A 24,824-nucleotide genomic window follows, 5' to 3' on the forward strand; every position below is an offset into this window, starting at 1 on the left:
CTTCGTCGGAAGGGCTTTGTACGTCTAACTCGTCTTCTTGTGTAGAGTGGATTTAATGATGAACCAGCGTTAAACCGCTTGGTAAAGCATCACCGAAGACGCGTTTTGATTCGCTTTCTGAAAGCTCTTTCACTTCTTTAACTAGTGATACCCAAGATTCGGGCACTTTACTTTGTTTCAGCTTCGTTAGAACTTGCTCTCGGTAATCGTCAGAAATATCAAACAGGCGGTCACCCGTCTTACGACAAATCATTACGGCTGCGAAAGCGATCATTGGCTCTTTCTGCCAGTTCTGCTCTAACAGCTTAGGCAACCACTGTTCTGCTTGTTCACGAGGAATGACGTTGTGCTGGCTGCCATAAAGTGGTGTGCGAGAAGCCAAACGTCCCATCGCCCACCAGTGCGCTTGTTCAAACTGGTTTTGGTTGATCGCTTTACTCAAGAACCACGTTGCCAATAGAACTTTATCTTCCACTTCTAGATGCTCTAGAGAGGCTGAAAGACGTACCATGGATTCGTAACCCATGTCTTGTGCCGCTTTGGCGGATTGTGGGTTTTTCATCGCGCCGGGATGCAGATATTTTGCGATGTCTGCCAAAATGGTTTCTTGTTGTTCTTGGCTTAGACCGCCCGCGATACGTCGCCAGAATACCCACCAGTCTGTCCAGCCTTGATGGTTTTTGAACTGAATATTTTGTTGATACAGTCCCCAAACTTGCTCGATGCGCCATGAGTCGGTTGGATCGCCAAAGCCCGGACGCAATGCAAAGCCCGCCAAACGAAGCCAGTTTTTCTCGTGCTGTTCAGAACGACGGCGACGTTTACGACCTTGTGCAAAAGTATCGAAAAGTTGACGGAGTGTGGTGAAGTCCCATTCGTCACGTTTGCCGAGCTTCTTCTCAAGATCTTTGGCTAAGGTTTTGATCTCTTTGCCTTCTGCGCTTTTTTTGTTACCGCTGTATAGGCGAGCGATTAGCCCCTTACATTCGTTCAGTTTAGGGTGAAGCTTAACTTGCTCGCTGTCATCGGTTTGCTTGTTACGGACTTCAAATTCGAGTTCCCAACGTTTGTTGTCGTCTTCTGCGCTGACACATTCCATCTTAAGTGTGCCGACTTCAGTCAACTGACACGCCAGTTGTACTTCTACGCGTTCTTTCTGGTTGGCTTGCAGTTCGGCACCTTCACCTTCAAGGGTGGTGATATAAGGCGGTAGCGGAGCAAACAAGTCTGGGTCAACATCAACCATCACGCCATTTTGAATGGCGGTGTTATTGGTTAAGGTATCGTGGGTAGAAGTCAGCAGGTTAAAGCGGACTGGCTCTCCAAGAGTGAGCGAGAAACGACGACCGCTTAAACGGATCTCGTGACCTTCTTCTGTACCTTTTGCAAGCAAACAGAGCGCTTTGCCCATTTTGTTCTTTTCTTGAAGATGCAAGAAGTAAGAACGGGCTGCACCACCACCAATTTTAAGCTGTGCACCACGACGTGCTTTACCAAAGGCAACGGCACCCAGCGCAACAGACCAATCTGGATGTGGGTTATCTAATACCGTAACCGGAGCGCCGCGCCAATCGGACAGTAGGGTAGTGACACGCTCAGTCACCAGATCACTGTTGAACACGCCACCGTTGAGTAGCAAACCGATTGGAATGGCATTTTGTTTATCGTCTTCAATGCCAAGAGCGGCACGAGACACTTGCTGATGCATCGTTAAGAACTCGGCAACGTGCCTGCTCACCGCTGGGTCAGCAACGTATGGAAGGCCAAACTCGACAACTGCGCTGCGGCGTTTGTCTGGTACTTCACTGAAATCAGAAAGCGGGAAGAAGCCATCTAATGCGATTTGGTGCACTTCTTGTTTGCTTAGAGCAATACTCTTTGTGCCCCCAAGTAGCTTAGAGCCGCTACCTAACATGGTGATCTTCACTTCGTCAGGCGCGCTTGTTGAGAGCAGGTTTTCTTTGGCTTTACGAGTTTGTTGAATCAGCTTAGTCAGGCTTGCTGCAGTGAGTTTTTTGTTTTGACTGAAGCGACTTTCAGCAAGGTGCGCTAACGCTAAGTCGAGGTTATCACCCCCTAGCATTAAGTGTTCACCAACGCCAATACGATCAAGGGCTAGCTCATCTTGAGAAGAGAAACTTGCTTCAATCAAGCTCAAGTCGGTGGTACCACCGCCCACATCGCACACAAGAATCAGCGGTAACTCTTTGAGTTCATCAGCTGCGGTTTTCTGATGGCGTGCGTACCAGTCGTAACATACGGCTTGTGGCTCTTCGAGCAGGACGATTTTCTTTAAACCTGCCAACTCTGCGGCTTCAAGCGTGAGCTTACGAGCCGTCTCATCGAACGATGCTGGAACGGTCACAACCACATCTTGGTCTTCTAGCTTGTTGCTAGGATGACGGTAGTTCCATGCTTGACGAATGTGGTTGAGGTAGCTTGCGCTGGCAATGACGGGCGAGACTTTATCTACGTCTTGCGCGCCAGCCCAAGGGAGAATGTCTGAGCTACGATCTACCGCTTGGTGCGATAGCCAGCTTTTTGCACTGGATACCTGACGTCCTTCCACCTTCGCGCCTAATTCACGAGCCCATTCACCAACGATGACATTGTTAATGTCGCCAGCAACAGGTTCGTTGTCCCAAGGAAGAGTGAGGTCAGAAGAGGAGATTTGACCTACAGCTGGATGATAGCGGAAAGAGGGCAGAAGTGGTTTACGAACGACTTCGCCCGGACCAATCAGTTGGTCGATGTCAAATAGGGATACTTCGGATTGTTCAAGGTTGTCGGTGATTTCACAGTAGGCCACCACAGTGTTTGTGGTGCCGAGGTCAATACCAACAAGGAAACGAGGAGATGCCATACAAAACCAAACCTTCGTGTATTTAAAAACGGCACCCGATTGGATGCCGTTTGACTTCTAATTATTGTTCTTCGTTTGAGTCACTTTTCGCGTCTTCGCGCACATCGAACTCAACATGCCATTTTTGCCCGTTATCAGCGGCAATGGCTTCTAAGTAAAGCGTACCAAGCTCTGTGACGCGAGAAGCTAGGGTAACTGGAACCACTTCACCTTCACGACGACCTTCTGATACAGGCAGCGTTACTTGGATTTCTGGTAGCTCTTCAAGCTCTTCTGGTGCCCAGTAGTCAAGGTGAGTACCTGCTAGGTCGTCACGACGAACGGTTGAACCGAAGAATTGGAAGTTAACTGGCTGGCCGATGATCAAACCAAACTCTTGGCTTGGTACGTCAACGCTTGAGCCTTCTTCCATACCAAATGGTGCTACACACAGTGCTTCCATTGGAGGCGCCATGCCCGGAATCGCAGGCATCGCACTTTCGATACCCACGTAGTACGCCGAAGCAATACCGCCGCGGATACGAACGCCTTGACCACGACGCACAGAGCCGTAGTAAGCCGCACCGCTAGCAACCGCAAGGTCTAGATCCACACCTGTTAGGCGTTTCGCCATTTCTGCGTCTGCTTCAATTAGCCATTCGTTAATCGTGTCTTCTAGACGAGTGGCTAGAAGTTTTGATTTCAGCACACCACCGTTGAATAGGATTGCCGTTGGTTTGATGAAGTCAGCCGATTGCGCTGCCTCCGCGCCTGGCATACCTGGCATGTTTGCAAATGGGTTGAAATCTTGAGCTTGCGCTGATTCACCACCGCTTTGCGCGTGTGCTTGCTTAGACAAGAATGCTGCAATGTGGCGAGTAATACCCGCATCTTGTGCGTAAGGCAGACCCATTTGTGTTAGTGCACCACGGTTACGTTGAACAGGGTGGTCGGTAATCGCAACTTGAGGGAAGAAACCGTCAACCAATGTTTGTTGTACTTCTTCTTGAGTTAGTTCTGTTTTCAGTGTTGCGCCAAGCAGTTTAGAACCACGGCTTGGTACCACGATTGGCACTGACTGCAGCTCGCTGTCGTTCAATAGCGCTTCTTTCGCATCGCGACATGCGTGCGTCATCGCCTGAACTTGCCATGGCTGTAGCTCTTTGCCTTCTTGCGCTAGCTTCATCTTCAAGCGGTACGCAAGTGCAAGGTCCATGTTGTCACCGCCAAGTAGGATGTGCTCGCCTACCGCGATACGATTCAGAGTTAGGTTGCCGTCGTCTTCAGTTACTTCAACCAAAGAAAGGTCGGTTGTACCACCGCCGATATCGACCACAAGCACGATGTCGCCAACCTCAACTTCGTCGCGCCATTTGTCGTTGCTGTTATCAATCCAGTTGTAAAGTGCTGCTTGTGGCTCTTCTAGAAGCGTTAGGTGCACAAAACCAACGTTGCGTGCTGCTTCTGCAGTTAGATCACGGGCAGCAGGATCAAAAGAAGCAGGAACCGTAATGGTAACGTCTTGATCGGCAAGGTTGTGATTTGGGTTTGCGTGATTCCAAGCATCTTTTAAGTGCTCAAGGTATAGCTCGGTTGCGCGAAGAGGGGATACTTTTTCCACTTCTTCTGGGCTACCCGCTGGTAGGAATGCGTCACGACGGTTTACACCACCGTGGCAAAGCCAAGATTTCGCACTTGCAACAAGACGAATTGGTGTTTTTGAACCTAGGTTACGTGCAATTGCACCAACTAGAGCTTTTGGCTCGCTCGACCACGGAAGAACGCGTGATTGCGGGTTCATTTCGTGTTCGTGTGGTTGGTATAGGAAAGAGCCTAATTGGCTACGAGTCTCTACCGTACCCGGCGCAGTTAGCTGCGGGATAGGCATTACTTCTACGCGAGCGTCTTCGTCGTGCGTATCAACAAAAGACATGACACAGTGTGTTGTACCTAAGTCGATACCAACACTGAATTTAGGCGTCTGTTGAGTTTCAACAGACGCTTCTTGAGAATGATTTTCTTGGTTCATGTGTTCCATTACAGCTCAACCTCGGCTGGAGCAATCACAGATGCATCGTAGTTTTCTGCCAGCTTAGGAAGGTTCATCGATGTTGCCTTCCAGCCTTTGTGCACTAACGTGCCTTGGAATGGCGCGCTGCCTGTCACGTTGCCAGTAAGGCGGATTTCTTGTGGGTTGAAGCCTTCTTCAACCGTAATACGAGTTTCTTCGTCTTCGTTGCGAACGTGCGCAAGTGTTACGTAATCGTTCAATACTTTCTGGCCACCAGTATGAATTACGCGAGCTGCTGCGCCTACTTCTTCATCAGAGAATGACGTTAGGTCTTCTTGTAGGAAGTCAATCAGACGAGCTTCTTGTTGCATGATAGAAAGTAGCTGCATTGCAGAATCAGTAGAAGCTGTTGCGAGTTTCGATTCAACTTCCACCACTTTTTCTACGACTTTCTCAACTTCAACGACTTTTTCTACTTCGACGATCTTCTCAACTGGCTTCTCAACTTCGACGATTTTCTCGACCGGTTTTTCTACGACTTTCTCAACCACTTTTGATTTGCGAGAGACCGCGACTAAAAGAAGCAAAACGCTCGATGCGGTTAGGCCAGCGTGAAGCATATCGAACGTTTGAGGAATTAGGTTCAAATCAATGTTCATGACGTTTTTTCTCTTTCTATTGATTATTGGTGCTCAGTATTGGCTCATATGTGTTCACTAAAACGATCGTCTTTGCGATCTTGCACCAAGTTTAGACATTAAAATGATGACGGATGGTAGCATATTCAAGGCTTAAGGCTGTAATAATTCGTGACTATACCGTACGAACAGCGTGAAAAATCGACGATCGGACTGCCCAGCATAGGTTGTTGCTTGATGTTTGTGCGTTGCTAACGCAGTATTTCAATAGATCCCGAAGTTTAACTTACGGAAGTATCAAAATTACGATATGACACAAAGCACCGCTCACAAGAGCGTTATCAAACGACATTCAGACTCTATTCTAGCTTTTGCAGCGACGTTGTGTGTCACTGCTGGTGTGGTCGGTGCTGCTTATACGATGCAGCAACGGTATACGCAGACGACGTTTGATACTTTAGCTGACCGACAAGCAGAATCACTGAAAGCGAACGTCGAAAATGATTTAAAGTTCATTGGTGCAGGTGCAAACTTTTTTCATTCGATTGAACGCACCTATTGGTCTTCGTTCCCAATGTATGCGGAACAAGTAATCAATAGCTCGCGAAGTCTAATTGGACTTCAATGGATGCAAAAGGTCGAATTCGAAGACCTTGATGAGCATATTTTAAAGACCCGTCAAACATTTCCTGATTTCCAACCGTTTACCGTTCCTAAAGATGGCCCCAAAACCTACGGGTACATTTTTGAACACAAAGAGCCAATTTTTATCGCATCGGATATTTATCCAAGAACACCAGAAAACCTTTCTCTACTAGGTTTCTATTTTTCACGTAAACGCTTTGATCTCATCTTAGATGATATATCCACAAATGGGCGAGCGAATATCTCGGATAAAGTTCGCTTACTGCAAGATGGGTATGACAAGTCCATCCCTAAAACTGGGCTGCTAGTGTTCCATCCAGTGTTTGACTTCGAGAACCAACATTTATTAGGTGTAGTGACAGGGGTGATTCGAAGTACAGTTTACTTTGAGGATTTGATTACGAAAACCGCGACTGAGCTAGATATGTCGGTGCGCGTAGAAGATTTAGGCTTTGACGCAGCAGATGATCCCGTTCTCTTCCAAAGTTCAAACTGGGACAACATTCGAGGAACGGTTATAAGCCGTACCATTCAACTGCCTAATCGTGAGTGGCGGATTGATTTTAAACTTTCTGATGCCGTCTCTGCTTGGGAGCGTTCTATTTTAGCGGGCACGACATTAGCCGGGTTGGTAATCGCCTTTTTGATTAGTTGGATTGTGAATTTACAGTCACGAGAAAAAGAGCGCTTGGCGGTCATGTTAGAGCTTAAAACCGTCGAATTAAAAAGGATGGCTGAGCGTGACCCTCTAACTCAGTTACTCAATCGCCGAGCGTTTAACGATCATTTGTTTAGCCAGATAAACAAAGGTGTTAGCTTCGCATTGGTTGGTTTTGATATCGACCACTTCAAAGTTATCAATGACAAGCACGGTCATTTAGGGGGAGATGAAGCATTGCAGCATGTGACTAAGTTAGTCAGTGCGAATCTAAAGCCTGGAGACCGATTTTATCGTGCTGGTGGTGATGAGTTCTGTATTATTTCTAAAGTCATTGATAAAGAAGCACTGGAAGCTTATCTGGAAAAGTTGCGGAGCATCGTGGCAAGTACGGCTTTTGATTATGGCGATGCTTCAATCGTTTGCACGTTAAGTATCGGCGCGGCTGTTCATAAAGATGAAGATCCTGAAAGCTTGTATCACAAAATGGATAATCAACTTTATTTGAGTAAAAAAAACGGTCGTAATAATGTGTCGATTGGCGATTAAATGGGCGCGCAAATTCGAGTTTTACACCGTGTTACGGTAGAATCCCACGCTTTAAAATTTTATGTTAGGAATCAAGACAAACTATGAACCATAACCGTATTGTATGCTTCGATTTAGAAATGTGTTGCTGGAACGAAAATGGTGTCGGCAGCACGGGTGAAATTATCGAAGTTGGGTTGGCTGAAATAGATTTGTCTAGAGGCGAGATAGTCAAGCGAGCTCAATACTACGTAAAACCTGAACATGATGAAGTTTCGCTGTTTTGTGCCGAGCTAACAGGTATTACGCCACGTAAAATTGAAAAACAAGGACGCCCATTAGAAGAAGTGCTTAAATCCATGGTTAAGAACTTCGGTGGTCGTAACAAGATTTATGCATCATGGGGCCGAGATGACCTCATCCTGCTTGAAGAGTGTAAGCAAAAAGGTATTGAAGCGCCATTTACGGAGTTTATCAACTTAGCGACGCTTTATCGCATTCAAAATCGTCTTAAGGATAAGCGTATTGGTCACCGAGCCGCTCAAGAAGCAAAAGGCATTGATTGGGAAGGGCGCCAACATTCTGGTTATGTGGATGCGTACAATTTAGCTAAGCTCGCTCTGACTATGCTTTAATGGTCCGCTATAGATAGGCAAACTTGTAATCAAATCGTCATTCAACCATTGTCGTTTTGTCATGGAATCTGTTTAGTGTTGAGTTCGTCAAACACATTCATATCTTGACCAGTATTTTAATAACAATGTCGTTGGCTTATCGAAAAAACGCGCGTAATGCGCGTTTTTTTATGGCTATAGAACTCAATCTTCGCCATCATTTCACGGTAGACTTGAAATAGCTTGCGCGACTTACATGTTTACCTTGTTTCCTTACTGAGATTGCAACTTTGCTCGAATGAACTCACTGTGATCAACGTAGAGTAGTTCTGCTGTTTTGCGGATCACTGCATCTTCTAGTGGATCAATTTCGCCATCGGCATACGCCACTTCCCACATGCTTTTGATTAAGTTGTAGCGTGTTTCTTGAGTCAATTCTCTCAGTTGAGAAGTAAAATCGTACAGAGACGCGGAGTCTTTTATTTTCTGTTGCGCTTGATCTAACAAAGCATTTGATTCTTCTTCATTTAATGACAGAAGCTTCATCAATAATGAACGCTTTGTTTCTTGCTCTTTATCATCGACGTTATGGTCTGCGCCAGATACTTCACACAGCAAGCACGCGATAGCCATATTCGGAGAGAGTGTGTTGGTTTGGCTTAAATCAGAGCCTTCAATGAGCTGTTTAAATAATGAGGTAAGAGAGTTAAACATATTGAACACCGAGCTATTGTTTATTTGGTTAACATGGTCATAAATACGGTAGATCTCAAGGTGTAGTATCAAAATTAGCACGCCGTTGACAGTCAAGAGCTTTTCTCATCTACCCAAATCCCTCGCACTTTTAAGTTCAGTCAAAATGATTTGCCTTCAATAAAGGGCAAGTCATTTTGGGAGCGAGATTTAGCCTTCTGCACGAGTTGGTGGAAAATGTACCTCTTCACCATCGCTCGTTAGAATGCTAATTTGGCTCGGCTTTCCTTCGTCATCAAGACGCAGCTCACCAATGGCGCTGTGGTTAACTAAGCGATAAAAATTGTGCGTACTTGGTGCGCGTTTGTAGATCTTTAGCCGCTTACGTTTTGTAAACCAGTTTAAAGGCGAACGAGGGCTATATAGCAGTCTATCTAGACCATCACAAATATTGAGCAATTGGGTTGGGAACTGATTTTTAATCCCGCTACAGGTGATTTGATAGATATTCGGACTATTTTTTCGGTAGCGAAGCTTAATGTCGTATGCAAAAGAGTAGTGCACGTCGCCAGAGAGAATAACGAAATTGGTCGGCGTCTTAGTATGTGTAAAAATACTAATAAGCGTATTCGCACTTCCGGGGTGCGCCATCCAGTTTTCAGCATCGACCATTAATGGTTTACCAAGCATCGTTACTACTCGCTGCAGTGCTTCGATAAATTTCACTCCGAACATCGGTGCGGCAGAAACAATGATAACTTTGTCTTGATGAACAAGTTCTTGGTGGAACTCAATCATTGCTTCCCAGTCCATTAACCCAGAGGGCTTGTTCATTTTAGACTCAGAACGCCAGCGTCTGGTTCGCGTATCTAGCACGACAACTTTTGGCGTCGTCGGAATGGTGTAATGCCAATTCTCAAAGCGATACAAATATTGAATAAATGCATCTTGAGTTTGTGAGGAACGCTCGTTGAAAAAGCGTTGAGCGATACTCATAAACTCATCATTGAATTTTTCTGGCGCGTTTCCCCACCCTTGGCAGAGCCAGTAGGCAATCAGGCTGTTCCCGATAATACGTTTCGCAAAGGCGTTGCTGTACGCGGCTTGTTCCCAGCCTATGGTAAGGTTCCAATCGTCGGTGACATCGTGATCATCAAAGATCATGTAGGTTGGAATGTGAGCAAGTAGGCGTTGAACCTTATCCAGACCTGAGACGAATTTATCTATTTGAGCTTTTTCTTCGCGCCATTGCTGCTGCCATTTGGGATCGAGAGTTGCTCCGCCGACAGTAAACTCATTTTCTAATAAGCGATCTGTCCGAATGAGCTTCCATAAGGTTGGAGACCAAACCAATAAGTACATTGCAAAGCATTCGGCAAAGCTTATTAGATGGTTTTCACACTCTTTGGCGCTGAATATTGGCGTCCCTCTGTGCGGGAAAAACGTACTCAGTAAACTGCCATCATTCATATAATGAGGCAACAATTTGTCCCGACCATAATAACAAGCTGAGTGCTGGTAGAGGGCATTGGTATTTTTTATCGGCGCTTGCTCGAATTCTTCGCCCGGTAAACCGAGTAGGGCAATGACTTGTTCGATGGCGTCCAGAGTAGGGCCTGCAACATGGTCTGCGTAGATTTGGTCACCACTCATGATGAGCATATCTGGTCTTTCTTCGATGGTTTGAGATGCGATTTTATGATCTGCAGCGACCAATGTATCTTTACTGAAGTGGTGGGGATTCCGGCACGAGCCATGCAGGACATAATCTGCTTTTTCGCTGATTAGGAACTCAACGCCCAAATTTGGACTGTTATCTCGTTCATAAGTCAGATGAGGAAGCAGTTCCGTTACGGAGCCGTGTTGCGTTTGTATTTGATAGCGTAACGTTTGATGGGGCGGAAACTCGCCCTTTAATTGCAACAAACAGCACCACGCATTGAGACCGATTTGAAGCTGTTCTTTTTGCTCACTTAAGGGGGCTTGATGAAGGACGGAGGCGTTTTCATCCGTAATTTGCACCATACCCTCCAAGCGTTGGGTGGTGACTAGCCAAATATTGATTTCAGTTGCGGTCACTTTGCGCAAAATCGGACCTGCAACGATAAGAGGAAGTGAAGATGTTTCAGTCGTATTCATCAATGCTGGCAAAACGGCTCCTTATGTGTCAGCTTCTTCTTCTAATATTTCGATAACTTGTGAACTGCTAAGTTCATGTCCCATAAGGAATAAACCTAGCATAGCATCGGCTTTTGACGCGTTATCACTGTCTTCATCCAAAATCTGCTGAAGTCGCGTTCTGATTAGATCTATTTCGTGCTCGACGAAGCCGCGTCCCTCTTCGTCTCCCTGACCATCTTCTGGAGCATTATCAAAGTGCAAAAATAACATGTCACCCTCAAGTTGAGTCCCTATCAACCTTTCAGGCAGCCATGCTTCTCCCATCACAATGTCTGGGTCCGTGTCTGCGGGTAAATGATTCAAGGTAGAGATGAGTTCTGATGCTTTCACTTTTTACTTCATTATGTTTGATTTAGAACTAAGCTAGAGTTTTAAGAGCTTGTTACGATAGTAAAATATTCACAAATAAGCTCATCTAGTCGTGCAATATTAATATAATCTTGGGACTCAAACTGTCACGAGGATGACAACATTTGTCATTGTAACGGCTATCATCAGAAGAACATAAGCTTTAAATGGCAAATCATTGATGTTTGCCTGCTTCTCAACCAACATTTTTCGAACTCATGAAGAGATTAATTCTAACAACACTCACTTTGCCTTTAGCTGCGATGGCTTCTTCTGCGTATGGTGTAGAAGAGCAAACGTGGGGAATTGCAGCGATGTATCGCACTGCATCGATCCCGTTTTATACCGCCGATAATGACTCGACGGTGAGTACATTTGTACCAATGATGTTCTTTGAAAACGAGCATTTGTATATCAATGGCATTGAAGGCGGCGTTTTTCTGTATGACGAGAGTGATTCTGACTGGCGCGCGAGTGCGATTATGCGATTGAGATTTGTTGATATTCCCATGTCGCTACAAAATGCCAATGAAGGGGACAGAGTCGACTTCGGTGGTCAAGTTCGTTATAGCATTAACGACAACTGGCGCGCAGAAGTAGAATTAATGACGGACGATGAACTCCAGTTTCACTCTAATTATCGCCTTGCCGCTAATTATGCGTTTGGTGATTGGGAGTTAGAGCCATCTATCACGATTCGATACAAAGACGCTGACTTCAACAGTGAATATTATGCGTTTAAAGATGTTACTGGGGAAAGAATTGGAGCAGGACTTGATGCCAACCTCGGCATCAAAGCGCGTTATCATGTGACTTCCAACTTGTATTTATTGGGGGAGACGAGTGTCACTCGCTTAGATGATAATGCCTACGACAGCCAGCTTGTAGAAGACCGATATCAAGGTGAAGTGTTTGTCGGTTTTGGTTTTTTCAACGATAAAGGCAAAGCTCCGAAATCAACACTGAGCAATAAACCATATCTACGTATCGCGCATGGTTGGGCGACGCCTTCAAATATTGGTGAAATATTTAGCTTTGAGAGAGAAAAAGACCCATACGACAATCAACTTACTTCATTGTTTTATGGGCACCCGCTAACGGACGAGTTGTTTGGCTTTCCTCTTGATATTTATTTAACGCCAGGTTTGGTTCATCACTGGTCGTCCAGTGTTCAGCCCGCGAGCACAGAATACGTGATGGCGATTAAGGCGTATTATACAGTTAATTGGCCAACGACTTGGCGATTTGGTGTTGCGGAAGGTATGTCATACGTCGACAACATTACCTACATCGAAGGAACCGAAATGGAAGACAAGGGTTATACACCAAGTAAGCTACTGAACTACTTAGACTTCTCGTTTGGTGTAAATATAGGTGACTTATTCAACCAAAAAAACTGGGGAAATATGTGGGTGGGTTATTCATTGCATCACCGCTCAGCAATTTTCGAAAGTGCGTCCCAGTTTGGGCGCATTAAAGGCGGGAGCAACTACAATACCATTTACTTCCAGTTCGAGTTTTAGAGCATCGTAAGATGCATATAGGTCGGATTTGCAACTGACTTCTTTATCACCCATTATGAGTAATGATGAATAATACAATGCTGCTTTCAACGCGAACCTTCGTGTATCGTGCCAAAGTTAAGGCTGTTTGTGATGCATCTGATGAATCGGATGGCATGAGCACCATGAGTATCGACTCCTCATTCAATATTCAAATTGAGGCGATAAACTGTACCAACGATGAATTTGCCAAGCGCTTTTTTGTCGTCCACGGGGAAGGACATTTAGAGAGTGATGAATGGTTAGTGTTGTACGTCAATTCTCTTGAGGTTGACGTTGGAGACGATCTCGAAATTCCGAGTGATGTCGCGTTTGATGCGATGATTGAGAATATGATAAACGAAGCTGAGCAGTCTTTGGAAAAGCTCTATCACGAAGCGCTACACAACTTAGAGAAAGTGAATCGCTCTGGGAGAAATAAGATAACTTCTAAACACGATTAGGGTATTTTGATCGACAAGGGATTGGCGCGAAGCAATCCCTTGTTATTTGTATTCTACTTGTTCTTGAACTTAGGCCAATTTACGCTATCGCTGCAAGTTGGCTCTGCGCTTCAGAAATGCCTTTCGCAGCGAAATCTTCACCCATGTTTAGCGCTTCCGCATAAACAAATTCCACATCTGTGATACCAACGAAACCTAGCACGGTACACAGGTATGGTGTGACGTTGTCTGTTGGTGAATCTTTATGGATACCACCGCGAGTCGTGATGACAATCGCTTTCTTACCTTCGATCAGGCCTTGGACGCCGTTTTCAGTGTATTTGAATGTCACGCCAGCACGAGCAATCAAATCAATCCAGTTTTTAAGCTGAGTTGGAATTGTAAAGTTATACATTGGCGCTGCGATAACCAAAGTATCAGCGTTTTTTACTTCTTCAATCAACGTATCCGACAGTTCGACTACCGCTTGTTGTTCTTGTGAAAGATCTTCCGTTGCGCGAAGTGCAGTGGCAACGGCGAAGTCCAAAACTGGTAATGGGTTTGCAGCCAAATCACGAACAGTTAGCTTGTCTTGGTCCACATTTTTGATGAAGTCTTCAACCAGTTTGTTTGATTGAGAGTAATCGCCAAGGATGCTTGATTTTAGAGCTAGTACACGAGACATAATGGTTATTCCTTAAATAAGTGCTTTTGACTATGGGAGCCATTATAAGCGAGGCATGTTGGTTAAAAAGTATAGGGATTCGCTGAACATGTTCGAAAAATTTGAATGTGGTTTCGGTTATCTTGTTGCAGATCTTGTGTGATACAATCCGCGCAGTTTTTGTAATGAAAAGAATAGGAAACGCTTTGACTTCGTCACAGCCCCCAAAAAAGAATTCCGCTGAAGAGCAAGCGACACCGTCAAATGGTGTGCAAAAGGCGACAGCGAAACAAGATAAAGCACCTCAGGCTCAAGTGAATAGCGCGGCGTCTCTACGCAAAGCGTTAAGCCAGTGCATGATGCGTGACCGCTTCCGTTTAAGTAAACGCATTTCTGGTGCGAGCAAAATTAAGAAAGACGCAGCACGTAATGCTGTGTTTGATGAAATTGCACTCGACATTGCCAAATCAATGATGGTTGCTGAGCAACGTGGCAGCTACAAACCAACGATTGAATACCCAGAAATTCTGCCCGTCAGCCAAAAGCGTGACGACATCGCTAAAGCGATTGAAGAAAACCAAGTGGTTATCGTCGCGGGTGAAACCGGTTCAGGTAAAACCACTCAGTTGCCAAAGATCTGTGCTGAGCTTGGTCGCGGTAAGTTCGGCCTGATTGGTCATACTCAGCCTCGTCGTCTTGCGGCGCGTTCGGTTGCGAACCGTATTGCCGAAGAGATGGAAACCAAACTGGGTGAGTTTGTTGGTTACAAGGTTCGATTCAACGATCAGATCTCTGAAAATACCCAAATCAAATTGATGACGGACGGTATCTTGTTGGCTGAAATTCAGCACGACCGTTTCTTGAATCAATACGACACCATCATTATTGATGAAGCGCACGAGCGCAGCCTTAACATCGATTTCATCTTGGGTTACTTAAAGGAGTTGCTACCACGTCGTCCTGATTTGAAAGTGATCATCACGTCGGCAACCATCGATCCAGAACGCTTCTCAAAACACTTCAACAATGCACCAATCATTGAAGTATCGGGTCGTACTTACCCAGTAGAAACCCGTTACCGCCCACTAAGCGGTGATGACGACAATGATCGTGACCAACTTGAAGGCATCTTCGAAGCGGTAGACGAATTGTGCGATGAAGGTTTAGGTGACATCCTGATCTTCATGAACGGTGAGCGTGAAATTCGTGATACCGCAGATGCATTGTCCAAACGTAATCTGAAGAGCACGGAAATTGTGCCGCTTTACGCGCGTTTGTCGGCGGGCGAGCAGAACAAGATTTTCCAACCTCATGCTGGTCGCCGAATTGTACTGGCAACCAACGTGGCAGAAACCTCGCTAACCGTTCCGGGCATCAAGTATGTTATCGACCCGGGCACGGCGCGCATTAGCCGCTACAGTTACCGAACTAAGGTTCAGCGTCTTCCAATTGAGCCGGTTTCTCAGGCGAGTGCGAACCAACGTAAAGGTCGTTGTGGTCGTGTGGAAGAGGGTATCTGTATCCGTCTGTACTCAGAGGAAGATTTTGAGTCGCGCCCAGAGTTTACCGATCCCGAGATCCTGCGTACCAACCTAGCATCGGTTATCTTACAGATGACGGCACTTGGCTTGGGCGACATTCAAGCTTTCCCATTTGTGGAAGCACCAGATAAACGTAATATCCAAGACGGCGTACGTTTGCTGGAAGAGCTTGGTGCGATTAACTCTGAGGTAAAAGACCCGAAAAAACGCCTGACTTCCATTGGCCGCCAATTAGCGCGTTTGCCAATCGATCCGCGCTTGGCGCGTATGGTATTGGAAGCGCCAAAATATGGTGCGCTTAAAGAAGTGATGATCATTGCAGCGGCCTTGTCGATTCAAGATCCACGCGAGCGTCCTTCAGACAAACAACAATCGTCAGACGATAAACATCGTCGTTTCTTCCATGAAGAGTCGGACTTCCTGACATTTGTGAATTTGTGGGAATACATCCAAAAGCAGCAAAAAGCTCTGTCTAGCAATCAGTTCCGCAAACAGTGTAAGCAAGACTATTTGAACTACTTGCGCATTCGCGAGTGGCAAGACGTGTACTTCCAAATTCATCAGTCGATGCGTGAAATGGAATTCAAACTTAACGATGAGCCTGCTTCTTACCATGGTGTACACAGTGCGATCTTGGTTGGTTTGCTGTCGCACATCGGTATGAAAGACCAAGAAAAGAATGAATATCAAGGCGCGCGCAATGCTCGTTTCCATATCTTCCCTGCATCGGGTCTATTTAAGAAACAACCTAAGTGGATAATGTCAGCCGAGTTGGTGGAAACCTCGAAACTTTGGGGCCGTATCATTGCCAAGATTCAGCCGGAGTGGATTGAGCCATTAGCCAAACACCTTATCAAGCGCAGTTACAGCGAACCGCATTGGTCGAAGAAACGTGCAGCAGTCATGGCACACGAGAAAGTGATGCTTTACGGCGTGCCAATTGTACCAAAGCGTTTGGTCAACTACGGCAGTATCGATCCGACCGTTAGCCGCGAAATCTTTATTCGTAGTGCACTGGTCGAAGGTGAGTGGGAAACCAAACACGCGTTCTTTAAGCAAAACCGCAAGCTTCTGCAAGAAGTGGAAGAGCTTGAACACAAATCTCGTCGTCGTGACATCTTGGTGGATGATGATGAGCTGTTTGACTTCTATGACCAACGTGTTGGTACCGAAGTGGTGTCTGGTAAACATTTCGATACGTGGTGGAAAAAAGCATCGAAAGAAGATACTGAACTGCTGAACTTTGAAAAAGAGATGCTGTTCAAGGGCGATGCTAGTCATGTCACCGACTTGGATTACCCGAACTTCTGGCATCAAAATGGTTTGAAGCTCAAGTTGAGTTACCAATTTGAACCGGGCGATGATAGTGACGGTGTCACAGTGCATTTGCCGTTGCCGATTTTAAACCAAGTTGAGCCAGCGGGCTTTGACTGGCAGATCCCGGGTCTGCGTCATGAGCTTATTGTTAGTTTGATTAAATCGCTGCCGAAGACGATTCGTAAGAACTTTGTGCCTGCGCCGAACTATGCCGATGCATTCTTAGCTCGCGTAACACCAATGGAAGCGCCGCTGCTAGATTCATTGGAGAAAGAGTTGCGCCGCATGACGGGTGTAGAAGTGTTGCGTGAAGACTGGAACTTGGAACAGGTGCCTGAACACTTGAAAGTCACGTTCCGCGCGGTTGATCATCGAAATCGCAAACTGAAGGAACATAAAGATCTTCACGAATTGAAAGAGAGCTTGAAAGACAAAGTTCAAGAAACGCTTTCCAAAGTGGCAGATGACGATATTGAACAGCAAGGTCTGCATACGTGGAGCTTCGGTGAATTGCCGAAAGTGTATCAACAAAAACGTGGTGGCTACGATGTAAAAGCGTATCCAGCACTTGTTGATAGCAAAGACAGCGTTGAAATCAAACTCTACGAAACCGAATTTGAGCAGATCACCGCAATGCGTGCTGGCCAGCGTCGCCTAATTTTATTGAACGTACCGTCGCCAATTAAATACTTGCACGCTAACTTACCGAACAAATCGAAGTTGGGTTTGTATTTTAACCCTTACGGCAAAGTGCTTGATCTGATCGATGACTGTATCGCCTGTGGTGTCGATAAGCTTATTGAAGAGCAGGGTGGCTTAGTTTGGGAGCCAGAGAAGTTCGAAGCGCTGAAAGAACACGTTCGTGCTGAACTGGGTGATACCGTCGTAGAGATCGCGAAACAGGTTGAGACTATTCTGACAACGGCGTTCAGCATCAATAAGAAGCTAAAAGGCAAAATCGACTTCACTATGGCGTTTGCTCTGTCGGATATCAAAGCACAAATTGAAGGCTTGATCTTCAAAGGCTTTGCGACGGAATGTGGCTGGAAACGCTTGCCGGATATTCTTCGCTACATGCGTGCGATAGAGCGTCGTATGGAGAAGTTGCCAATCGATCCAAACAAAGATCGTTTACACATGCTGAAGATTGAATCTGTGACTCAAGACTATAAAGAGTTGCTGAACAAGATCCCGAAAGGTGTGGCCATTCCTGAAAACGTAAAGGAAGTGCGTTGGATGATTGAAGAGCTTCGCGTGAGTTACTTTGCTCAACAATTAGGCACTCCTTATCCTGTTTCTGATAAACGAGTCAAAAACGCGATTGATGCTTGCTAATCAACCAGTAAAATAGCGTCAGATTTGTAATTATCGCGTATGAGGTTACTGGTACACTAATTGCTAGTAACTCAATAAGCGTAATTTTTTAGTTCTGGGAGGCAATGGTTCGCCTCCCTTTATTTGTAGTACCAACGACTGAGTTATGCAGACGTGGGAATAATAAAGAGTAAAGGTAGATGATGAAAAAAACTCTATTAGCAGTGGCGCTACTTGGCGCATCTTCTGCGGCAATGGCAGATTCTTGGATTTACGGTGGTGCAACAGTAGGTCAGTCTGACTACAAAGGTGAGACGGATACATCATACTCTGTTCACGTTGGTACAGGCATCCTACCTATCATTGGTATTGAAGCAGGTGTGACGCAACACGGTGAATTTAACGTAAATGGTCAAGACACTAAGCTAACGTCTTACTACGCAGCACTTAAGCCAAGCATCGACTTTGGTCCACTGCATGTGTATGCAAAAGGTGGCTTCCACCAGTGGGACAAAGAAGTGAAAGGCGGCAAAGACGATGACGATTTGGATCTAATGTACGGTGTAGGTGCTGAGTACTTCATTTTTGGTCCGATGTCTGTTGGTGCTAGCTACATGAACTACACGGCGGGTAAAGACGATATCGGCACGTTCTCTGTTAACGCAACACTGCATTTCCTATAAGCGTCTAGCTTTCTAACACCCATATGAAAAACACCGACTTTATGTCGGTGTTTTTTTGTCTGGAAGTCACAAAACAAAAGTTGAACATAAATTATTCACTTTTGGATCTTAAAATGCTCATGCTTTCCAATATATAGTGGCGATTAAATGCGCATATTTGCGTAATGTTTCGCTTAGGAATCGCTCAGGAAGGGATAGTATGAAAAAAACACTCTCGTTATTAGCTCTAACGTTGTGCTCAACATCAGCAATGGCTGACTCATGGATTTACGCTGGCGGTCAAATTGGTCAATCTGATATCGATAGCGAAAACGATACAACCTACGGTATTCATGTAGGTACTGGTATTTTGCCATTCATTGGCATTGAGGCAGGTTACTTTAACCACGGCAAAGTAGATTTATCACTGAGTGGCAGCAGGGGTAGTGCTGATTTTGATTCATTCTATTTAGCAGCGAAACCAAGCATCGACTTTGGGCCGCTTCATGTCTATGCCAAAGGTGGCATCAATGCATTCAATGTTGATTATGACGGCGGACTGAGAAATCTAGATAAAGATGATGGTGTCTCCTACATGTATGGTGTCGGTGCCGAATACTTCTTGCTCGATAATGTTTCTATTGGGGCAAGCTATCAAGCGTTTGGCGTGGATATTGACAGCGATAGTGACACCGTGAGCAGTGTGACAGGGAATATTACCTTCCATTTCCTATAATACTCAGTCTCTATGAAAACGTTACTGACTTGGTTTCATCGCTAGCTTTGAAACCAAGTCAGTGTTACTTATCTCAATTTACGCGTCCATCAATGATAAAGCCACTGAGCGCAAGTATTTCCAGTGCTTTTCCAACGATCAAATTACGATAAAACCAATCATTAGACCTCATAATTTTTGTGTTGATATTACTTTGTTCTTATCTGCCTTTAACTGAGCCAAAAATGCAATAAATGGCGATTTTTTGCAAAAATATGTGATTGCTGCTAAACTTCGCCCCGCTTTAAAACTTTAGAGTTCAAATTAATGGAGGGCGGTATTGGAGTTCTTCTCACCTGAGGGGCGTTTCAAATTCACGTTAAATTTGTATTTATGGATAATGCATTTAAAAAATATAGTATCGACACAACAGACTATCAGGTTGGACAGGACAACGTTCAAAAGTGGGGATTCGACATACATAACCCCGTTTTTGGCATCAGTGCGGGTCTCGTTGTTTTCTGTCTAATTTCACTTCTTCTTGTTGAGCCAACCACTGCTCGTGATGTATTAAACGGTCTGAAAAACGGAATTATCGAACAGTTTGATGCGTTCTTTATGTGGTCGACAAACTTCTTCTTATTATTCGCTGTTGCTCTTCTTTTTTCTCCGCTGGGTAAAATCCGCTTAGGTGGCAAAGAAGCAACGCCGGATCACTCAACCGTTTCTTGGTTGTCGATGCTCTTTGCAGCTGGTATGGGTATTGGCCTTCTGTTCTGGAGTGTGGCGGAGCCGACCGCGTACTTCACTGATTGGTGGGGAATGCCACTGAACGCAGTGCCATACACAGAAGAAGCGAAATCTCTCGCAATGGGTGCCACCATGTTCCACTGGGGTGTGCATGGCTGGAGTATTTACGCACTCGTTGCACTAGCACTTGCGTTTTTTGCTTTTAACAAGGGTTTACCGCTTTCATTGCGCGCGGCGTTTTATCCAATTTTTGGTGACCGAGCATGGGGTTGGCTAGGACATGTTATCGACATTCTTGCCGTTTTATCCACGCTGTTTGGTCTTGCAACGTCGCTGGGTCTCGGTGCTCAGCAGGCGACCAGTGGTATTAACCATGTCTTTGGTCTAGAAGGCGGCATTGGTACACAAATGATTGTGATCACCTTTGTTACCTTTATCGCGGTGCTGTCAGTAATTCGTGGTATTGATGGTGGTGTTAAGCTACTGAGTAACGTCAATATGGTGGTTGCGTTTGCCCTGCTTATTTTTATTACCTTTATCACGTTTGATACGGCGTGGGGTTCGCTACGCGACACAACAATGGCTTACATTGAAAATATTATTCCGTTGAGCAACCCCCACGGTCGTGAAGATGAAACTTGGATGCACGGCTGGACGGTATTCTACTGGGCTTGGTGGGTATCTTGGTCACCGTTTGTTGGTATGTTTATCGCGCGTGTGTCTAAAGGTCGTACGGTTCGAGAATTCCTGTTCGCAGTGATCGTTATTCCTACTGTCGTTACCTTGATTTGGATGTCTGTATTCGGTGGTATCGCGCTTGACCAAGTGGTGAATAAAGTCGGTGAGCTAGGTGCAAATGGTCTAACTGATATTTCACTGACTCTGTTCCATGTTTACGATGCGCTTCCGTATAGCTCAGTGATTTCAATGCTTTCTATCGTGCTGATTCTGGTGTTCTTTATTACATCATCAGACTCTGGCTCACTGGTTATCGATAGTATCACTGCGGGTGGTAAGATTGATGCACCAATTCCACAGCGTATTTTCTGGGCTTGTATTGAAGGTGCAATTGCAGCCGTTATGCTTTGGGTTGGTGGCAAAGAAGCCTTGCAAGCATTGCAGTCAGGCGTGGTTGCAACGGGATTACCGTTTACCTTTGTTCTGTTGTTGATGTGTGTAAGCTTGGTTAAAGGGTTAAGAACGGAACTGTCAGCTTACAAATAAACACTATCCACTATTGAATTTAAATGCCGAGCCTAATGCGCTCGGCATTTTTATTTCTACTTTTCTTTTTCAATAATTCCGTTACAGTTTGGGCTTATTCCCACCTCATTTAACAGCATTATGTCACTGGCTAAACTCATTCTTATTCGTGGACTTCCAGGTTCAGGTAAAACAACCTTAGCAAAGCAATTGGCGATAGAGCTTGGTGCTAAGCATTTTGAAGCTGACATGTATTTTGAAAATGATGAAGGTGATTATCACTTTAACCCAACTGAGTTACCCCAAGCGCATGAATGGTGTTTTCAGCAAACTCGAAAGTGGTTGAACAAAGGGAAAGTCGTGATTGTGAGTAATACGTTTGTTCGGCACTGGGAGATGAAGCGTTACTTGGACTACTGCGTGAAGAAGCGCATTGAGGTGGAAGTTAAAGTGTGTCGCGGCGCGTATCAAAGCATTCATGATGTGCCACCAGCGACCATCGAAAAGATGCGACGCCAGTGGCAAGAGTGACCGTTACCAGAACCAGGGGTTACTGACCTCGTCCGTCAATCATCACAACGAATGTTTTGCTCATGATTGAAAGGTCCATTGAAATCCAAGAGTAGAACGAACCTAAGCTTAGTGCGTAACTGTGATCAAAACCAACTTTACGTCGTACATCTTCAATGCAAGCATCATAGCCTTGGTTAACTTGCGCTAGGCCCGTAATTCCCGGTAATACGCCATATGTGCGTTCTACAAAATAAGGGATTTCATCTTCCAACTTTTGGTAGAAAGCAGGGCGCTCTGGACGTGGCCCGATCATCGACATTTCACCTCTCAACACATTAAACAGCTGTGGTAACTCATCTAAACGCGTCTTACGTAAAAAACGTCCTACTGGTGTGATTCGAGGATCATTCTCGGTTGCCCAAACTGCACCGGAGCGTTGCTCCGCATCAATATACATGGTGCGAAACTTCATGATCTGAAAAAGATCCATTTTTTCTGGTGTACAGCGCCCAACACGCAGTTGACGATAGATCACTGGGCCTTTCGATGTGATTTTTATAGCTAGCGCGATAAATGGGAATAGTGGTGCAGTGACGAGCAAAATAAACATTGCAACCAGTACATCAAACGTTCTTTTCGCGTGGCATACATTTGAATCGTAGCGTGAGTTTTTCATGATGCTTTCCTTATTGGTTGACGCGTTTCCAACGTCCATTTTCCATTCCTAGCAAATACTTCATACCGCCGATGAAATTGGCGAGATGACCAATGACGATGTAGCTAATCAGTTTAAAAGGCTTGACTGTGTTAAGTGCAGGCACCAAGTAAGTGACAAGTGCGATACCATAAACACAGGCTTGAGCGAGCAGCATTATTTGAAAAAGCGGGTTGTGTGCCAGTAGTAGTGAACAAACCAAGCAAACAATCATCAAATAGGGTGTTGCTAAGCGCAGAACCTTTCCCGATAGAAATGCAAAGGCAGTGCCACGATAGCGAGGTAGCAGTAATTTCTTTAATTGCATGAGCTGCTGCATGTTACCCGCTGAAATTCTTAGGCGTCGCTTGAAGTCTGCGTCGTCTGAGCTTTGTTCGAGTTCAAGAGCTAGCATGTTAGGTTCGTAGATAGAGTTATAGCCTCGCAAAACGATTCTCATAGGGAGAATAAAATCGTCATTAATGGTGCTGACTTCAAGTGGTTCAAATAGGTGGGTTCTGAATGTATAAAACGCACCGTGAGAACCAATCGTTGAACCCAGCAAGGATTCTTGGTGCTTCACTCGAGACTGGTATTGCCAGTACGCCGCTTCACCTTGGTTATCGGTACTCATTATTTGATATGTCGCGTTAACCACTCCAACCTTCTCATTTTGATAATGCTGACTAGCTAGCAACAGAGAATCGCAAGAAATCAATGCCGATGTATCACTCAGTGCGGTAATGTCCGAGCTAACATGACGCATTTCTTCGTTGAGTAGGGCAACTTTACCGCGATTGACTTGGTGGTCATTAATGATGAACAGTGTATCGGAGCAGATTGCTTCTTGAATCGTCGCTTGAGCAATCTCGGCTGTGTTATCTGTGCAGCCATCACATGCGATCACCACTTTCAATTTATCTCTTGGGTAATCTAAGCTCGCAAGGTTGCGGATCTTTTCTGCTATCCATTGTTCTTCATTGTAGGCGGGCACGATGACAGTAATAGATGGTAACTGACTGTCTGTTTGAGAGGCTTTGTAAGCTCGCTCTACAAATGGTGCTGTGGTTTTTTGCTGTTTTAAAGGAAGCCATTTAAGTAGCAATGGATAACCAACATGATGATAGACAATCAAAAATGCGGATAAACCAAAACCTGTAATCCAAAGTAAATCATTCATAGCTAGCCTCCTTGGCCAAACGTGAGTAGCGACTCACCATGTCTCTGATATCAAAATGTTTGAGAATAAAAGTTCGAGGAGAACCATGGGTTGATTTCAATTGCAGCGACAAAGCTTCCGCCAAAGAGAACACACGGTTGGCTTCAACCAATGTGCTGTTAATCGGGCAGAGCGTCTCTTTCACGCCACCAACATCGGTTGCGACACAAGGAACGTCACATGCTTGAGCTTCTAGTGTTGAGAGGGGGAAACCCTCTTGAAGCGACGGTAAACAAAATAAATCGAGGCTTTGGTAAAAGCTGGGCATATCGTCGACCAAGCCTAAAAAGGTAACGCGATCCTCAAGTTTTAACGTTCTAACTTGTGCTTCCAATTGAGCTCTCTGAGAACCATCTCCAGCAATGGCTAGGTGTGTGTTTGGCGTAAGATGAGAGAAGGCTTCGATAAGCACTTTCTGGCCTTTAACTGCTTCTAAACGTCCAGCTACTCCAATTACGGTTTTGTTGGCTGGAAGCCCAAACAAGTTTCTCTTGCTTGCTTGATTACCGCTTTGAAATTTCTGGCAATCGATTCCATTATGTATGGTGCAGACTTTGCGGTAATTCAGTTTTGTCTGGATTTGTTCGGCGACAAAGTTCGCATCGGCAACCACATGTGGACGAATCATTTTTAGCAGTAGGGACTGCAGTCGAGCTGACTTTCTGCTATTCAGATGCCAGGCGTCGTGCTCAGTATGGATAATTACTGGCACCTGCGCTAAGCGTGCTGCAATCCCACCATATAAGAGTGGACCGATATGGTGAGTGTGGACCACATCCGGCTTAAGTCCTTTGAGCATGGAAGTCAGCGTACTGATGGTTTTTCCGCTGAATCCAGGTTTCTTATTGAGAAAGTGCAGTTGGCCTTGGTAGGCCGAGAGTTTTGACCAGCATTGCAGTGCTTGCGCTTTGCTTCCCTCTAAACTTACGACAAACACGGAATGATTCGGTTGCGCAAAACGAAGCATCTCTAATACGAGCGTTTCCAAACCGCCAGGAGCTAAGTGCTGCACGACGTGTAATATCACTTTTTTATTGCGTTGAGTGCTATTTTGCTTTTGTCTGAATTCCATTCTCAAACCCTCGTTGAG

19 protein-coding genes are annotated in these 24,824 nt (G+C 45.3%); 9 read left to right on the top strand and 10 right to left on the bottom strand.

Annotation, left to right across the window (positions count from 1 at the left end; all coding sequences use genetic code 11):
- Nucleotides 1–52: 52 nt before the first annotated feature.
- The 3 genes from ACZ5ZC_RS15030 to ACZ5ZC_RS15040 all read right to left on the bottom strand — a co-directional run bounded on the left by ACZ5ZC_RS15030 (nucleotide 53) and on the right by ACZ5ZC_RS15040 (nucleotide 5,512).
- Complete coding sequence (locus ACZ5ZC_RS15030) at nucleotides 53–2,863, bottom strand: Hsp70 family protein (RefSeq protein ID WP_464932058.1); 2,811 nt, start codon at nucleotides 2,861–2,863, stop codon at nucleotides 53–55.
- Between the two features lie 61 nt (nucleotides 2,864–2,924).
- Complete coding sequence (locus ACZ5ZC_RS15035; protein ID WP_464932059.1) at nucleotides 2,925–4,880, bottom strand: Hsp70 family protein; 1,956 nt, start codon at nucleotides 4,878–4,880, stop codon at nucleotides 2,925–2,927.
- The gene (locus ACZ5ZC_RS15040) at nucleotides 4,880–5,512 is read right to left on the bottom strand and encodes a DUF2760 domain-containing protein (RefSeq protein ID WP_005394205.1); all 633 of its coding nucleotides are present in this window, start codon (nucleotides 5,510–5,512) and stop codon (nucleotides 4,880–4,882) included. Before ACZ5ZC_RS15040 ends, ACZ5ZC_RS15035 begins: the two co-directional genes overlap by 1 nt.
- A 289-nt stretch (nucleotides 5,513–5,801) precedes the next feature.
- On the opposite strand from ACZ5ZC_RS15040, the gene ACZ5ZC_RS15045 reads away from it, so the two are divergent.
- Both ACZ5ZC_RS15045 and ACZ5ZC_RS15050 read left to right on the top strand, forming a co-directional pair.
- Nucleotides 5,802–7,343: a sensor domain-containing diguanylate cyclase gene (locus tag ACZ5ZC_RS15045; protein WP_464932060.1), complete on the top strand. Its 1,542-nt coding sequence runs from the start codon at nucleotides 5,802–5,804 to the stop codon at nucleotides 7,341–7,343.
- Between the two features lie 83 nt (nucleotides 7,344–7,426).
- Nucleotides 7,427–7,957 carry a 3'-5' exonuclease gene (locus ACZ5ZC_RS15050; protein WP_005394213.1) on the top strand — a complete coding sequence of 177 codons (531 nt, stop codon included), beginning with the start codon at nucleotides 7,427–7,429 and terminating at the stop codon, nucleotides 7,955–7,957.
- A 252-nt stretch (nucleotides 7,958–8,209) separates the two neighbouring features.
- Here the strand turns inward: ACZ5ZC_RS15050 and ACZ5ZC_RS15055 are convergent, their stop codons facing one another.
- The 3 genes from ACZ5ZC_RS15055 to ACZ5ZC_RS15065 all read right to left on the bottom strand — a co-directional run bounded on the left by ACZ5ZC_RS15055 (nucleotide 8,210) and on the right by ACZ5ZC_RS15065 (nucleotide 11,140).
- A complete protein-coding gene (locus ACZ5ZC_RS15055) occupies nucleotides 8,210–8,650 on the bottom strand; it encodes a tellurite resistance TerB family protein (protein ID WP_046875238.1) in 441 nt (146 codons plus the stop codon).
- Nucleotides 8,651–8,839: 189 nt separating this feature from the next.
- Entirely contained in the window at nucleotides 8,840–10,780 is a 1,941-nt protein-coding gene (locus tag ACZ5ZC_RS15060) for an alkaline phosphatase D family protein (RefSeq protein ID WP_432604043.1), read from the bottom strand.
- Between the two features lie 9 nt (nucleotides 10,781–10,789).
- Nucleotides 10,790–11,140, bottom strand: a complete 351-nt coding sequence (locus ACZ5ZC_RS15065) for a VC1380 family protein (protein ID WP_074191431.1) — start codon at nucleotides 11,138–11,140, stop codon at nucleotides 10,790–10,792.
- Nucleotides 11,141–11,376: 236 nt separating this feature from the next.
- Here ACZ5ZC_RS15065 and ACZ5ZC_RS15070 point away from each other — a divergent pair, with 236 nt between their 5' ends.
- The gene (locus ACZ5ZC_RS15070; RefSeq protein WP_464932061.1) at nucleotides 11,377–12,681 is read left to right on the top strand and encodes a MipA/OmpV family protein; all 1,305 of its coding nucleotides are present in this window, start codon (nucleotides 11,377–11,379) and stop codon (nucleotides 12,679–12,681) included.
- Between the two features lie 62 nt (nucleotides 12,682–12,743).
- Complete coding sequence (locus ACZ5ZC_RS15075) at nucleotides 12,744–13,163, top strand: hypothetical protein (RefSeq protein ID WP_225480717.1); 420 nt, start codon at nucleotides 12,744–12,746, stop codon at nucleotides 13,161–13,163.
- Nucleotides 13,164–13,242: 79 nt separating this feature from the next.
- Here ACZ5ZC_RS15075 and ACZ5ZC_RS15080 read toward each other — a convergent pair whose 3' ends face one another.
- Nucleotides 13,243–13,827 carry an FMN-dependent NADH-azoreductase gene (locus ACZ5ZC_RS15080; protein ID WP_054867089.1) on the bottom strand — a complete coding sequence of 195 codons (585 nt, stop codon included), beginning with the start codon at nucleotides 13,825–13,827 and terminating at the stop codon, nucleotides 13,243–13,245.
- 185 nt (nucleotides 13,828–14,012) lie between these two features.
- Between ACZ5ZC_RS15080 and hrpA the strand changes: the two genes are divergently transcribed.
- The 5 genes from hrpA to ACZ5ZC_RS15105 all read left to right on the top strand — a co-directional run bounded on the left by hrpA (nucleotide 14,013) and on the right by ACZ5ZC_RS15105 (nucleotide 21,839).
- Nucleotides 14,013–17,999, top strand: coding sequence for an ATP-dependent RNA helicase HrpA (gene hrpA, locus ACZ5ZC_RS15085; protein WP_464932062.1), 3,987 nt, complete (start codon nucleotides 14,013–14,015; stop codon nucleotides 17,997–17,999).
- Between the two features lie 182 nt (nucleotides 18,000–18,181).
- Nucleotides 18,182–18,661 carry an outer membrane beta-barrel protein gene (locus ACZ5ZC_RS15090; protein WP_005394221.1) on the top strand — a complete coding sequence of 160 codons (480 nt, stop codon included), beginning with the start codon at nucleotides 18,182–18,184 and terminating at the stop codon, nucleotides 18,659–18,661.
- Nucleotides 18,662–18,860: 199 nt separating this feature from the next.
- Entirely contained in the window at nucleotides 18,861–19,376 is a 516-nt protein-coding gene (locus ACZ5ZC_RS15095; RefSeq protein WP_005394222.1) for an outer membrane beta-barrel protein, read from the top strand.
- A gap of 372 nt (nucleotides 19,377–19,748) precedes the next feature.
- Nucleotides 19,749–21,329, top strand: coding sequence for a BCCT family transporter (locus ACZ5ZC_RS15100; RefSeq protein ID WP_005394224.1), 1,581 nt, complete (start codon nucleotides 19,749–19,751; stop codon nucleotides 21,327–21,329).
- A 120-nt stretch (nucleotides 21,330–21,449) separates the two neighbouring features.
- On the top strand, nucleotides 21,450–21,839 hold the full coding sequence (locus tag ACZ5ZC_RS15105) for an ATP-binding protein (protein ID WP_005394226.1): 390 nt from the start codon (nucleotides 21,450–21,452) through the stop codon (nucleotides 21,837–21,839).
- 19 nt (nucleotides 21,840–21,858) lie between these two features.
- Here the strand turns inward: ACZ5ZC_RS15105 and ACZ5ZC_RS15110 are convergent, their stop codons facing one another.
- From ACZ5ZC_RS15110 to ACZ5ZC_RS15120, 3 genes are read right to left on the bottom strand one after another with little or no spacing between them, the layout of a single operon-like run.
- On the bottom strand, nucleotides 21,859–22,497 hold the full coding sequence (locus ACZ5ZC_RS15110; RefSeq protein ID WP_005394228.1) for a sugar transferase: 639 nt from the start codon (nucleotides 22,495–22,497) through the stop codon (nucleotides 21,859–21,861).
- Between the two features lie 10 nt (nucleotides 22,498–22,507).
- A complete protein-coding gene (locus tag ACZ5ZC_RS15115; RefSeq protein WP_464932063.1) occupies nucleotides 22,508–23,695 on the bottom strand; it encodes a glycosyltransferase family 2 protein in 1,188 nt (395 codons plus the stop codon).
- Nucleotides 23,688–24,806 carry a glycosyltransferase gene (locus tag ACZ5ZC_RS15120; RefSeq protein ID WP_054867086.1) on the bottom strand — a complete coding sequence of 373 codons (1,119 nt, stop codon included), beginning with the start codon at nucleotides 24,804–24,806 and terminating at the stop codon, nucleotides 23,688–23,690. Before ACZ5ZC_RS15120 ends, ACZ5ZC_RS15115 begins: the two co-directional genes overlap by 8 nt.
- Nucleotides 24,807–24,824: the final 18 nt, after the last annotated feature.

The sequence above is a fragment of the Vibrio sp. JCM 18905 genome (assembly GCF_055393305.1).